9 protein-coding genes are annotated in these 13,432 nt (G+C 53.6%); 7 read left to right on the forward strand and 2 right to left on the reverse strand.

Annotated features, from left to right (window positions below; translation table 11 throughout):
• The first annotated feature begins 89 nt into the window (after window positions 1–89).
• The 5 genes from araD (at window position 90) to ABC383_RS27935 (ending at window position 7,714) form a co-directional block, all read left to right on the forward strand.
• The gene (araD, locus tag ABC383_RS27915) at window positions 90–1,829 is read left to right on the forward strand and encodes an L-arabinonate dehydratase (protein WP_413019240.1); all 1,740 of its coding nucleotides are present in this window, start codon (window positions 90–92) and stop codon (window positions 1,827–1,829) included.
• Between the two features lie 29 nt (window positions 1,830–1,858).
• Window positions 1,859–2,569 (forward strand): ribonuclease activity regulator RraA, encoded by a 711-nt coding sequence (locus ABC383_RS27920; RefSeq protein WP_413019345.1) that lies wholly within the window; start codon window positions 1,859–1,861, stop codon window positions 2,567–2,569.
• A 110-nt stretch (window positions 2,570–2,679) separates the two neighbouring features.
• Window positions 2,680–4,248 carry an aldehyde dehydrogenase (NADP(+)) gene (locus tag ABC383_RS27925; protein ID WP_413019242.1) on the forward strand — a complete coding sequence of 523 codons (1,569 nt, stop codon included), beginning with the start codon at window positions 2,680–2,682 and terminating at the stop codon, window positions 4,246–4,248.
• Between the two features lie 1,108 nt (window positions 4,249–5,356).
• Window positions 5,357–6,859: an undecaprenyl-phosphate glucose phosphotransferase gene (locus ABC383_RS27930; RefSeq protein ID WP_413019244.1), complete on the forward strand. Its 1,503-nt coding sequence runs from the start codon at window positions 5,357–5,359 to the stop codon at window positions 6,857–6,859.
• A gap of 51 nt (window positions 6,860–6,910) precedes the next feature.
• Window positions 6,911–7,714 (forward strand): WecB/TagA/CpsF family glycosyltransferase, encoded by an 804-nt coding sequence (locus ABC383_RS27935; protein WP_413019246.1) that lies wholly within the window; start codon window positions 6,911–6,913, stop codon window positions 7,712–7,714.
• Window positions 7,715–7,949: 235 nt separating this feature from the next.
• On the opposite strand, the gene ABC383_RS27940 is transcribed toward ABC383_RS27935, so the two are convergent.
• Complete coding sequence (locus tag ABC383_RS27940) at window positions 7,950–9,056, reverse strand: glycosyltransferase family 4 protein (protein ID WP_413019248.1); 1,107 nt, start codon at window positions 9,054–9,056, stop codon at window positions 7,950–7,952.
• Window positions 9,057–9,220: 164 nt separating this feature from the next.
• Between ABC383_RS27940 and ABC383_RS27945 the strand changes: the two genes are divergently transcribed.
• Complete coding sequence (locus ABC383_RS27945) at window positions 9,221–10,495, forward strand: lipopolysaccharide biosynthesis protein (protein ID WP_413019249.1); 1,275 nt, start codon at window positions 9,221–9,223, stop codon at window positions 10,493–10,495.
• A gap of 40 nt (window positions 10,496–10,535) precedes the next feature.
• Here the strand turns inward: ABC383_RS27945 and ABC383_RS27950 are convergent, their stop codons facing one another.
• Entirely contained in the window at window positions 10,536–11,873 is a 1,338-nt protein-coding gene (locus ABC383_RS27950; RefSeq protein WP_413019251.1) for a polysaccharide pyruvyl transferase family protein, read from the reverse strand.
• 589 nt (window positions 11,874–12,462) lie between these two features.
• Between ABC383_RS27950 and ABC383_RS27955 the strand changes: the two genes are divergently transcribed.
• Complete coding sequence (locus ABC383_RS27955) at window positions 12,463–13,320, forward strand: glycosyltransferase family 2 protein (RefSeq protein WP_413019252.1); 858 nt, start codon at window positions 12,463–12,465, stop codon at window positions 13,318–13,320.
• Window positions 13,321–13,432: the final 112 nt, after the last annotated feature.

Raw genomic sequence — 13,432 nt, forward strand, 5'->3', positions numbered from 1 at the left:
ACTAATATTTTAGTGTTTTAATTCTTCCACCCTTTGTTTGCAGTCCATGCAGGGCTCTTCCGGAGCCGCATGGTACACCCGGACCCGCCATGACCCATCCCAGAAAAACCCCCGAGACCTTGCGCAGCGCCCGCTGGTTCGCCCCCGACGACCTGCGCTCCTTTGGCCACCGCTCCCGCATCATGCAGATGGGCTATGCGCCCGGCGACTGGGAAGGCAAGCCCGTCATCGCCATCCTCAACACCTGGTCCGATATCAACCCCTGCCATGCCCACTTCAAGCAGCGCGTCGAGGACGTCAAGCGCGGCGTGTTGCAGGCCGGCGGCCTGCCGCTGGAACTGCCTGCGATCTCGCTGTCGGAGAATTTCGTCAAGCCGACCACCATGATGTACCGCAACATGCTGGCCATGGAAGCCGAGGAGCTGCTGCGCTCGCATCCGGTGGACGGCGTGGTGCTGATGGGCGGCTGCGACAAGACCACGCCGGGCCTGATCATGGGCGCGCTGTCGGCCGGTTATCCGGCAATCTACCTGCCCGCCGGCCCGATGTTGCGCGGCAACTGGAAGGGCAAGGTGCTCGGCTCCGGCTCGGATGCCTGGAAGTTCTGGGACGAGCGCCGCGCCGGCAATATCAGCGAAGAGGAATGGGTGGAAGTCGAGGCCGGCATCGCCCGCAGCCATGGCACCTGCATGACCATGGGCACGGCCAGCACCATGACCGCGATCGCCGAATCGATAGGCATGGCGCTGCCGGGTTCGTCGTCGATCCCGGCGCCCGACGCCAACCATGTCCGCATGTCCGCCGAATGCGGACGCCGCATCGTCGAGATGGTGTGGGAAGACTTAACGCCCAGGCGCATGCTGTCGCGGTCTTCCTTCGAGAATGCGATCACGGTGGCGATGGCCATGGGCTGCTCCACCAACGCGGTGATCCACCTGATCGCCATGGGCCGCCGCGCCGGCTTCGACATCGGCCTGGACGACTTCGAGAAGGCCAGCCGCACCACGCCCGTGATCGCCAACATCCGGCCCAATGGCGACACCTACCTGATGGAAGACTTCTACTACGCCGGCGGCTTGCCGGCGCTAATGAACCGCATCCGCGCCAAGCTCGACACCGACGCGCTGACCGTCACCGGCAAGACCGTGGGCCAGAACATCGAGGGCGCGGAAGTCTATAACGATGACGTGATCCGTACCGAAGCCACCGCGCTCTACCATGAAGGCGCGCTGGCGGTGCTGAAGGGCAATCTCGCGCCCAACGGCTGCGTGATCAAGCCCAGCGCCTGCGCGCCGAAGTTCTACAAGCACACCGGCCCGGCGCTGGTGTTCGACAGCTATCCGGAAATGAAGGCCGCGGTCGAGGACGAGAACCTGGACGTGACCGAGAACCACATCATGGTGCTGCGCAATGCCGGCCCACAGGGCGGCCCCGGCATGCCGGAATGGGGCATGCTGCCGATCCCGGTCAAGCTGGTGAAGCAGGGCGTGCGCGACATGCTGCGGCTGTCGGATGCGCGCATGAGCGGCACCAGCTATGGCGCCTGCATCCTGCATGTGTCGCCCGAGTCGCATGTGGGCGGGCCGCTGGCGCTGCTGAAAACCGGCGACCTGATCACGGTCGACATCGACGAGCGCAGCATCCGCATGGAAGTGCCGGACGAGGAACTGGCCCAGCGCCAGGCGGCATGGACGCCGCGCGAGGTCCACTTCGAACGCGGCTACGGCTGGATGTTCTCGCGCCACATCGGCCAGGCCGATACCGGCTGCGACTTTGATTTCCTGCGCACCGACTTTGGCGCGCCGGTGCGTGAACCCGACATTTTCTGATCCGAACCCATCCAGGAGACAGCATGACCATGAACGAGCAAACCCGCGCCAAGCTGAAGACCGTCAGCACCGCAACCCTGTGCACCGCGCTGTACAAGCGCGGCCTGAAGAACCAGTTCATCCAGGACGTGCGTCCGTTGAACCCGAACGGCGCCAACATGGTAGGCGAGGCCTTCACGCTGCGCTACATCCCGGCGCGCGAGGACCTGAATCCGATCACCGTGTTCCAAAACCGCGACCATCCCCAGCGGGTGGCGGTGGAGCAGTGCCCGCCGGGCGCGGTGCTGATGATAGACAGCAGGAAGGATGCGCGCGCTGCCTCGGCAGGCTCCATCCTCGTCACCCGGCTGATGGTGCGCGGCGCCGCCGGCGTGGTGACCGATGGCGGCTTCCGCGACTCGCCCGAGATCGCCGAGCTGGCCATGCCGGCCTATCACCACCGGCCGTCGGCGCCGACCAACCTGACGTTGCACCAGGCGCTGGACATCAATGTGCCGATCGGCTGCGGCGACGTGCCGGTGTGGCCGGGCGACGTGGTAGTGGGCGACCGCGAAGGCGTGATCGTGATCCCGGCGGCGATTGCCGACGAGATTGCCGATGAAGCGCTGGACATGACGGCCTTCGAGGACTTCGTGATGGAGGAAGTGAAAAAAGGCCGTGGCATCATCGGCCTGTACCCGGCCACCGACGAGCAGACCCGCGTCGACTTCGCCGCCTGGCGCGCCGCCAACGGCCGCTGATCCCCGGCCCGCGCGGCCAGCGCGGGCTTCCGGCATTTCCACGATTCAGCCGCGCCGCGCCGGAAAGCCTCCGGCGGCGCCTTCCCATCACGAACATCCAGGAACATCCCATGACCATCACAGGTGAAATGCTCATCGGCGGCAGCGCCGTCAAGGGCAGCGAAGCCGTCCTTCGCTGCATGAACCCCGCCACCAATGAAGCGCTCGAACCGCCTTTCCATGGCGGCAACGAGCAGCATGTCGAACGCGCCTGCGCGCTGGCGCAGGACGCCTTCGACAGCTACCGCAACACCAGCCCGCAGCAGCGCGCCGCCTTCCTCGACGCAGTCGCGGAAGAAATCGAAGCGCTGGGCGACGAGCTGATCGTGCGCGCCATGCAGGAAACCGCGCTGCCGCGGCCGCGCCTGGAAGGCGAGCGCGCCCGCACCTGCAAGCAGCTGCGCATGTTCGCCGACGTGGTGCGTCGCGGCCACTGGCTCAATGCCACGCTCGACAGCGCCAGCGACGCCCGCCCCGACCTGCGCATGCGCATGGTGGCGCTGGGCCCGGTCGCCGTGTTCGGCGCCTCCAATTTCCCGCTGGCCTTCTCGGTGGCCGGCGGCGACACCGCCTCGGCGCTGGCGGTCGGCTGCCCGGTGGTGGTCAAGGCGCATTCGGCGCACCTGGGCACCTCCGAGCTGTCCGGCCGCGCCGTGCAGCGCGCCGTGGCGCGCTGCGGCCTGCATGAAGGCGTGTTCTCGATGCTGGTGGGCGCCGGAAACCAGATCGGCACCGCGCTGGTCAGCCATCCGGCGATCAAGGCAGTGGGCTTCACCGGCTCGCGCGCCGGCGGCCTGGCGCTGGTGAACGTGGCCAACAGCCGGCCCGAGCCGATTCCGGTCTATGCCGAGATGAGCAGCATCAACCCGGTATTCCTGCTGCCCGGCGCGCTGGCTGCGCGTGCGCCGCAGCTGGCGGTGGAGTACGTCAATTCCCTGACCATGGGCGTGGGCCAGCTGTGCACCAATCCCGGCCTGGTGCTGGCGCTGCCCGGCGCCGACACCGACGCCTGGAAGGCCGCCGTGGCGGAAGAGATCAAGGGCCGCGCCGCGGCCACCATGCTGACCTCGCAGATCCATGCCGCCTACGAGCGCGGCGTGGCGGACCTGCAGGCGGCCGGCGGCGTGCATCAGCTCGGCTGCGGCGTGGAAGGCAGCCTGCCGCACCAGGCCATGCCGGTGGTGTTCGAGACCACGGGCGCGGCCTTCCTGGCCGACCATGCGATCCAGAATGAAGTGTTCGGCCCGGCGTCGGTGCTGGTGCTGTGCCAGGACGAAGCCGAGCTGATGCGGGTGGCGGCCAGCCTGGAAGGGCAGCTGACGGCGACCCTGCATGCCGAACGCGCCACCGATGCCGCGCTGGCGCAGCGCCTGCTGTCGCTGCTGGAGCTGAAGGCCGGCCGGGTGCTGGTCAACGGCTTCCCGACCGGCGTGGAAGTGTGCAATGCGATGGTCCACGGCGGCCCGTTCCCGTCCACTTCCGACAGCCGCAGCACCTCGGTGGGCGCCACCGCGATCAACCGCTTCCTGCGCCCGGTGTGCTACCAGAACCTGCCGGAGGAGTGGCTGCCGGAATCGCTGCGTGATGCCAATCCGCATGGGCTGTGGCGGCTGAAGGATGGCGCGCTGACGCAGGGCTGAGCTTGCGTTCGGGCCGGCTCCCCGCCGGCTCAGCGAGCATAAACGCCGTGCTGCCGTATTTCAGGTGCAGGCCGCTCAACAGCGCGGGCACGCCATTGGCGTTTTCCGAGGTGCGGCTCTGTCAAGGTCTCTGTGGGTAACAACAGTACACATGTAAGCCGGCGTTGGCGGTCCGTTCGGCACGGCGTTTCATTACCCTACCTTGGCCGCAACTCAGGTCCTATAGCAAGAGCGCACCCCTGGCACCGAGCTTGCGGTGAAGCCATTCAATCCGAAGCAGCCCCTGCATCTTGCATACCTACCAGCATAACCATGGGGCTTTTGCACTCGCCCACCAAGCCTGACGAAACAGTATGGCAATTGGGATGCGGCCTTTGCCCCAAATTTGCTTGCAACTCGAATTCCTCATATCAACCTTATAAAGAAAAGCTGTTGCACTTTCTATTTGAATGCAGTGCGAAAAATAAAAATTAGTTCCATTGATTTTATCAAGCACAGACCGTTCTATTTTTAAATTATTAATGCATGTCCGAAGGCGCTTTATCATTGCTTAATTAGAGCATCAATAAATGTTAGTTTGTAATAATTAAAACTAAGAATTTCATCCGATTACCGAAAATAGTTTACCGATAAAATTGCCTAAACTATAATCAACCCGACGATAAGCCGGTATGCATTTATGCCTTGCTGTTGGTTAAAGAGTGCTCCAATGTGATTTAACAAACGGAATTTTACTGATGAGCCTCAGCGTTCACCGAATTCAATGAGAACGTCATGAGTTTATGCTTCCAATCAGTGAAACGCTTCGCGCATGGAAGAATGTCCCGGCGGGAATGATCCTCTAAATCTTACGTCTCCCGCTCTACAACAGGAAAAGGCATTTGATTTAAAAGATCCTGCTTAATAATTTAAATTTTTACATTTTCTTGTCTGAATTTCAGTTGAATACTGCCTGTTAAGGGTTTCCACTTGCCTGGCAGTATCTTTGAAAAATACGGTTTCCTTTAAGCCAAAATAAAGATAAGCATCCATGGAGACAATGGAGTCAATGCTCTGATGTAGTGCATCTATTTCATAGCGCCACCTTGATTGGTGTGAGAGGAGATCCATGGAGAATTCTGTCGAAGGCAAGTACGCAGACAATGACACTTCACTGTTTTCTCTGGAGAACGATTCTGCTTTCTCTATCTGTAATCCAGGTAATGTCGCATCTGCCCAGAACAAGCACCTTCCCCTCCTGGTGAATACGCTCAGAATTGCTGACTTCGCGTCTCTGCTTTCAGGAGGCTATCTCGGTTTTTTTATACATTTCGGATTTCATGAATCAATTCCGGATGATAATCATCTGGTTATATATCTTGCCATCATCATCACCGTTTTATCTCTGCATATGGCGCGCTCGTATGACAGACGCATCATAGGTTCGCTACCGGGACAGCTGACTTCACTTCTTGCTGGAGCAGGCGGTGCTGTTGCCCTGCTTTTTCTTTGTGGCTTTCTTTCAGGTATCCTCGGCAACATGCTCAGTCTGTGGATGCTGTACAGCATCCTGGTGTCCGCATCATTGCTGCTGCTCAGTCGAGTTACGCTGCATTACCATGTCTGCAGGCTTGCGAAGCAAAACAAAATCAACCAGTCCATCGTGATCTTCGGGGTAAATGAGCAGACGGCCAAGGTTATTGACGCTTTAATGAGAAAAGGAAACTCCAAAGTTTCTGTGTTAGGAATTTTCGACGATCGCGCAAAACTAAGGGAAACTAATACTAAATTAGTCAGACCACTCGGCACGTTCCCAGACCTTTTGGCCTATATAAGAGAACATCATGTTGACCGCATATTGGTTACGCTTCCAATTGTGAGCTCTGATCGAATAACCGGTCTTTTGAAAAAGCTTTCCACGGTCCCAGTTCGCATCGATTTGGTGCCAAATGAAATGATCTGGCAATTCCCACGAGTTGAGGTTGCACAATTTGATGCGTTTCCTGTACTCACCGTGGCCAATCGCTTGGTCCATGCGCAGCAGGGTTTGCTGAAAAGAATTGAGGATATTTTTCTTGCCTCAGTCATCATCATTTGTTTTTTTCCGTTAATGCTTTTGATAGCATGCGCGATCAAGCTGGACAGCAGGGGGCCCATATTCTTCAAGCAGAAACGCCATGGATATAACAATAAAATTTTTGAGATCTACAAATTTCGGTCGATGAAAGTCGAGCCTGTCCCTGAGAAAGAAGTAAGGCAGGCAAGCAAAGATGATCTACGGGTAACGCGGATCGGGAAGTACCTCCGCCGCTATAGCCTGGACGAGTTGCCACAATTCTTTAACGTGCTTGTCGGGAATATGTCAGTCGTCGGACCGCGTCCGCACGCACTGCAACATAACGCCTATTATGAATCAATGATCGTTGAATACTTTGCCCGGCATAACGTAAAGCCTGGAATCACTGGCTGGGCACAGGTTAATGGCCTGAGAGGCGAAACAATTGAGCCGGAAAAAATGTGCCGCCGGGTGAATTACGACATTCACTATATAGAGAACTGGACAATTTGGCTGGACTTCAAAATTATCTTAATGACCGCCGTTACAGTTTGGTTTCATGACACGGCGTATTAATTTTCCTCTCTTCTTCGATCTGTGCAGTTATTTCCCAGGGAATTGTGCTTTATGGTGGAAAGAGAATCGGAATCCCTTGCCAATGCCACGCGTGTAACGTGCTCAGTGTTGTCAGTACCCATCGACGTGTTGGATTGGAGCGCCGCGCTTTCCCGGATCGCCCAATGGGCAGCACACAGGCAGTCGCGCTATGTCTGTATCTGCAACGTACATTCCGTTGTGACGGCCGCTCGCCATTCCGGATTTCGCCAGATTGTCCAGCAGGCTGACATGGCCGCGCCAGATGGCGCGCCTGTCGCTGCAATGCTGCGTGCGACTGGCTACGCGGGACAACAACGGATTAACGGTCCTGACCTGATGTGGAAATATTGCGAGCGGGCAGCAGCTGTGGGTGAAAGTATTTATCTGCTTGGTGGCAAACCTGCGACTCTTGCAGCCCTGCACGCGCGGTTGTTGGAAGCTTTTCCGGGCCTGATCATCGCAGGAAGTTGGTCTCCGCCGTTTCGGGCGCTGACGCCGGAAGAAGATCACGCCATCGTGGATCGTATCAACGCGTCCGGAGCGGCAACAATATGGGTCGGTCTGGGCTGTCCCAAGCAAGAGAGATGGATGGCCGAGCACCGTGGAAGAATTTGCGCCGTGATGATCGGGGTTGGTGCAGCATTTGATTATCATGCGGGCTCTTTGCGTCGGGCTCCGCGCTGGATACAAGCTTGTGGTTTCGAATGGTTGTATCGCCTGGCTGCCGAGCCGCGCCGCCTTTGGAAGCGTTATCTCGTGACCAATTCCTTATTTATTGCCTGGGCTGCATGGCAACTTCTTTCTCGTCGCCTAAGTCGGATGTTTCATGGATGAGGTCGGCGATTCCCTGAGGAAGCCTGCCGTCTCTGGTGCTCAAGCCAAACAACCAGCAACTTTAACTGTGGCTGCCCTGCGTTTACGGCGCTGGCTCATTAAAGGTGCGGTCAGCTAAAAAGCTGAAGCGCCAGCCGTGCAAGAGTATTAACACACTGAGATATTCATCTCGTTGTGCAGACTAAAAATGTAGAAACGCGTTTTGTCGACGGTCTATTGCCTGTTCATCGCGTTCTTAGTGAAGAAGCTGGTTATTCAACACGTCACTGTAAACTTTTACGCTCATCCGTGCGCTGTTTGCGGCCGACAGTGAGCTTGTTGCCAACCTGTGCGTATTCCTTCCGAACTGCTGCATGACATCAGGATTGCTCAACATCGTTTCAATGCAGTCAGCAAGCTGATTTGGATTGTTCGGGCTGCAAAGCAGGCCGTTGAAATTATGTTTGATAACCTCGTCCAGGCTTCCTGTTCTGGTGGCCACGCATGCTTTCCCGAAACCGAGCGCATAAGCTGCCACCCCAGACTGGGAAGCTTCGATATAAGGCAGGAGTACAAGATCGGCATCGTCGAAGAGATGATCTATCTCTTCAGGAGCAATATGGCGATGATGGATTTGCTTGTTCACGATCGCGTCGAGTAGAGGCTTGTTCTGTTCGAACTCGTTTCCCTTTCCTGCAACGACAAGAGTAAAAGGGACGCCGCGCTCTTGCAAACGTAGACACGCCTCTGCCAGTACATGCAGCCCCTTATAGCGTTCAATACGGCCGAAGAAAAGCAGCGTGTTCCTTCCTGTCAGATTGCCGTTATAGACTTTTACCGTCCTCATGGCCGGGTGCGGAATGATGTTTATCTTCCCCATAAGATGCGGGGCAATATTTTCCATCATGGCAGCCAGGCTGGCACCGTGCACGATTAGGGCCTGTGCCGTTTCTCGCATATATCGCCTGATAAATTCCTGCCGCCACGATGTTTGCGTGTCTTGGCCAGGATGAGAAACCACGTCATGCACCGTGAGTATTCGCTTGTAATGCTGGCTGAATAGCCAGCAAACAAAGGAGAAGCCTTTTGGCATTTCCTGAAAATGCACAATATCAGGACGCTCATCACGCAAAAATTTGTAAAAAGAGTAAAGTCCCTGGAAAAACTTTTTTATATGTCGCGGTCCTTGCATATCAATAGTAAATAAATTGACTCTATCCAGCTGATCACGCATTCGGGGCGGAACTTCCGCATAAAAATTGTCACGTGAAAGCATCACTATGCACTGCTGATCCTCAGGCATGCCTGAAGCCAGAGTCCAGACATATTCTGAAAAATGCTGACCAAAAAGAAGGATCTTCATTCAAGCTCCCGATGGAAGAATCAAATATACATTCCTGAAACCCGTCGACTATGTCAGTATATTAACTTCACGAAAAGTTCTATTTTCCTGTTGATCTGGCGCTTTCTAAATCCGAATCAGATCCATTCTTACTTTGATAAATTTGACACTTCGGTGGAGACGCGATGAAAGTAGTCCTGAAATACCTTGGATCAGATAAGTCGCTTGCTTTCACGGATCAGGTCTTGGTTTCAGGATGTAATTTCATCTTGCTGATTTACGTCGGGAAAAATCTGCCGACAACACAATTCGGCCTCTTCAGCCTAGCCATGCTGATCATTTACTTTCTTTCAAATTTTCATCGGGCCATGTTGACACGACCCATGGAAATGCTGGCGGCAAAGGACACTGCGTTGGGCATGCATAGTCGTCATGCCGTCGTATTGTTAGCAAACCTTGGTACTGCGCCAATAGGTATATTTTTTCTGATTGGTGCCGCAGTTTTTCTTTTCAACGATTTTGGAATAATTTTTTCCGGGTCCGTCTATTTAATATGCAGTTTTTTTCAGGACACGATGCGTCGATACTGGTATTGCACCAGAAATCTTGAATTAGCCCTGTTATCCGATCTCGTCAGCTATGGCGGGCAAACAATTTTAACGGCGATTTTTATCGCTAACTATGAAATCAGTGCCGAAAAGGTGTTCCTCATCATGGCAATGACATCGCTGGGTGCTTTTGCCATTGATCTGATAATTGCAAGGAAAAAAAAGCGAGTTTTTATTGGGAATTTCCCCGCATTCTCTATCAAAGATGTATTGATGGAACACTGGGCTGTGTCGAAATGGATTTGTCTCAGCATCTTTGTAATATGGTTGTCTGCCCAAGTTTATCCAATATTTATTTCGTTTCTCGGTCCGGCGGCGGTTGCAAGCTATTCAGCGTGCACAATTGTGCTGAGAGCTGTCAATCTGCCGGTTCAGGCGGTAGATAATTATCTGCCTCTGCAAGCGTCGAGGGTTTTGAATGAATTCGGGGTGGAAAATTTAAAGCAGCATTTGAAAGCCACCGTCATACGAACGGCGCTGGTCGGTTTAATACTTGTTGTCCTTGTATATCTTCTTACTCCCTTACTGATGAATATTATTTATGGCGGAATTTATGATTCATCAAGTACCATTTTGAGATTGTTGCTGCCGGCATCTTTTTTTCTTTTTCTTGGAGCTGTTTTAGGCTGCTATTCCTATGCAATGCTCGATATGCGCGCTTCTTTTTTTGCAAATCTGGCCGGTGCAATATGGACATTTACTGGCGGAATTTGTCTGGTTTATTTATACGGTATCTATGGAGCCGCAATTGCTGCCTCTTTTAACGCCGCAATTACCGCGGCGGTGCAGGCAATGATGATATTGGTTCGGATACATGCCATGGAGAGAATGCAGCATCAGTTAGCGGCTTGAACGCATGCGCCACTAAATGCTGCATCCGCAATCAGATTTTTCAAATAAATCCTTCCAAGTTCATACGAGCCGCCGCCATCACAGTCGGCAGCCTGCTCTGTATCTGTCTGCGAAGCGTGGGAAGCTTGCCAAGGAAATCGTCTATCGCCGCAGCAAGGATGTTAGCTTCGATGATGTCTTTGGCCAGCAACAAAAGCGACTCGGGCATATCAAAATGAGCAAATAAACCGTGGAATTTCTGGTCCTGATACGTAACTGCCATTACCGGCGTTTCCATCCCAAAACCGGCAATTGCAAAATGCATCCTCCCGGTGAATATACCATCAACCATTCCGGCAACGGCCTTGAGTTCCGCTGCCGTCAACTGTTCTTTCGGATAAAAAACCTTTTCTGGAAAATTACCGTTCAGCGCTATAGCAATCTCACTGAGATAAACGTTGTCACCTAACTCTCCACGGTAATCATGTGGAACCAACAAAACGCTCACTTTTCTTTTCTTTATTGTGGAGGAAATTCCTTCAGTTACGGCGCGCATGAATAATGGCAAGCTTGAGCGAAATTTTTCGCCAAGTAGCATGGGGTGAACGTTAATTGCCAGCACCAGGTCGCCTTCTGCATGGCGTCTTTCGCACCACTCTCGAATAGTTCGCGTGGAACAGGTGTTGCCATCAGGCGCGAGAAGAAAGGCAATATCTGCCACAAGGCGAGCCTCTCTTTGGGTGAAGTTTTCGAAGTTCTTTACCGAGATAATATCTCTCAGATTAAACAAAATACGTTTGTCTAATTTCCGAAAAACGGAAAGCAATCTCTTGCTAGGCCGACTGTTGAAGCTAAAACCAAGAAGGATGGTTTTTATGCCGGACCTGATGCATAAATCGGCGGTCGTCAGCATTTTCAGTGCCTGCAATTCTCCGTAGCAGCCATCAAGGACGTCAGCGCCAAGTATTAGAAGGCAATCTGGAGAAAATTGATAAATAGCTTTTCGAATGTTCTTGAGTTGCCAGTATTTTCCCCAGATCGGCAATGCTTCAAATCCCCAAGCCCTGACTTTTTGGTCTGCTGCATCCGTCCCGGTTGGAATGCCGATTAGTATATTTGGATGCGTCTTTCGTATCTGCGTGACTGCAGACCAGATCATCGCTTCATCGCCCTTTGAGCCGCCGACAGTCCATGGATCGCATGGTATGATCAATACGCGCTCTGGCACTTTCCTTTCGTTATGGCAGCGTATGCTTTTGAGGAGATTATCTAGATCCTTTTCAATAATCTTGAATTTTATCCAATCAGATGTAGACTTTTTCTTTCCCCAGAATGTTTTTATCAGCACTTTGAGATTTACAACCCTTGATTGCAAGGCAACAGCATGTGAATTTTCCATCTGTTTATTTTATCTTTCCTGAAATATAGCTTCAGTCGAATGCCAATTCCTGCGGGAAGAAAGTTTTCATGTCCAATGATGAGATATGCATTTCTTGCCAACGCACGATCTGATCGTTTGTAAAACTATTACATTGTTAATATCATCCGAGTTTCAAAAAACGACTTGGCGGGGAAGGTAAGATAGGTTGATATATTTAAACGCTCCATGGTCTAGTCCAATATTCTGTAAATTCTAAGACGGGTCGACTTAGATGAAGAGTGCATTCAGGGAATTATCTTACGATATCTTTCGAAATCTGACGAAAACGATAAATATTTCGGGCTATTTCTGTGACATTTAGCGAATGTATTTCTTGACTTGGGATGTATATTAAGTGAAATGGCAACGTATTTGTAATGCTAATGCTCTGATCTTTTATTGATTGCTTTGATGAAAACCCTATGATAGATTGAGTGCAAAGTTTTTCAAAAAATTATTGGTGTAATTCATTTAGCTGAAGTTGCACGCTGTCGGTAGTTACATTGAAGAGATTCCGATTTAACAGATCGCATGCCGTATTTTGCCCACTCGAACAGAAAGTTGTGTCATGGATGAAAAGGCGCTGCCGTCGATTTCTCTAGTGACCTGCTCCTACCAGCAGGCCCGCTTTCTTGACGCCACAATACGGTCAGTGCTTGACCAAGCTTATCCAAAGCTTCAATACATCGTGGCTGACGGCGGGTCTACGGATGGAAGCCTTGCGATCATAGAGCGCCATGCGTCTGCGCTTTCCTGGTGGGTGTCGGAACGGGATCGGGGGCAGTCGCACGCGCTGATCAAGGGTTTCGCGCAAGCTACCGGAGACATCTGCGGATGGCTGTGTTCGGACGATCTGCTGTTACCCGGTGCCTTAAATGCAGTAGCCACCTTTTTTCATGAAAATCCTGAAATTCAGGCAGCATTTGGAGATTCGATATGGATCGACATCGACGGCAACCCAATTAGGCCAAAACGCGAGATGGGCTTTAACCGCTTCGTTTTCCTTCACGACCACAACTATGTGCCCCAGCCCTCGATGTTCTGGCGTAGAAGCCTTTACAAGAAGGTCGGGGGAATCAGGCCTTATTACAGCATTGCGATGGACAATGACCTTTGGGAAAGGTTTTCTGCAGTCACCGCAATTGGACATATTCCCAAATACCTGTCTTGCATGCGCCATTATTCCGAGCAAAAAACCCTGGCTGGAAAGTGGAAAAAGCGTGGGCGTCGGGAAGGCAGTCTGGTGACGAAGCGCGGCAGCCGTTTTGCTCGCCACCGTTGCCTAAGACCGGTACTGCACGAGTTCGCCAGAACCCTGCGCATCATCAGCAAATGCGCTACCGGCAGCTATTGGGCACAGGTGCCCGCTGATGTGCTGCTGTGGCTTCAGCGGTATCAGACGCCGGCTTTGTCGAATTGGTCTTGAGCGGGCGCACCGCTGATGTTTTCCTATACTCCCCGTGATATCGAATCGACTATTCGGCCGCTGCGCCGAAGAAGCGGCCTTCTCGCGCAGGTTGCTGGGGTACCGGCTCGTA

The organism is Noviherbaspirillum phoenicis (genome assembly GCF_047237965.1).
GTDB lineage: Bacteria > Pseudomonadota > Gammaproteobacteria > Burkholderiales > Burkholderiaceae_D > Noviherbaspirillum_A.

Excerpts from the sequence above, each read along its gene's own strand:
- araD (WP_413019240.1), top strand. The coding sequence starts at position 90 with ATGACCCATCCCAGAAAAACCCCCGAGACCTTGCGCAGCGCCCGCTGG.
- ABC383_RS27920 (WP_413019345.1), top strand. The coding sequence starts at position 1,859 with ATGAACGAGCAAACCCGCGCCAAGCTGAAGACCGTCAGCACCGCAACC.
- ABC383_RS27925 (WP_413019242.1), top strand. The coding sequence starts at position 2,680 with ATGACCATCACAGGTGAAATGCTCATCGGCGGCAGCGCCGTCAAGGGC.
- ABC383_RS27930 (WP_413019244.1), top strand. The coding sequence starts at position 5,357 with ATGGAGAATTCTGTCGAAGGCAAGTACGCAGACAATGACACTTCACTG.
- ABC383_RS27935 (WP_413019246.1), top strand. The coding sequence starts at position 6,911 with ATGGTGGAAAGAGAATCGGAATCCCTTGCCAATGCCACGCGTGTAACG.
- ABC383_RS27940 (WP_413019248.1), bottom strand. The coding sequence starts at position 9,056 with ATGAAGATCCTTCTTTTTGGTCAGCATTTTTCAGAATATGTCTGGACT.
- ABC383_RS27945 (WP_413019249.1), top strand. The coding sequence starts at position 9,221 with ATGAAAGTAGTCCTGAAATACCTTGGATCAGATAAGTCGCTTGCTTTC.
- ABC383_RS27950 (WP_413019251.1), bottom strand. The coding sequence starts at position 11,873 with ATGGAAAATTCACATGCTGTTGCCTTGCAATCAAGGGTTGTAAATCTC.
- ABC383_RS27955 (WP_413019252.1), top strand. The coding sequence starts at position 12,463 with ATGGATGAAAAGGCGCTGCCGTCGATTTCTCTAGTGACCTGCTCCTAC.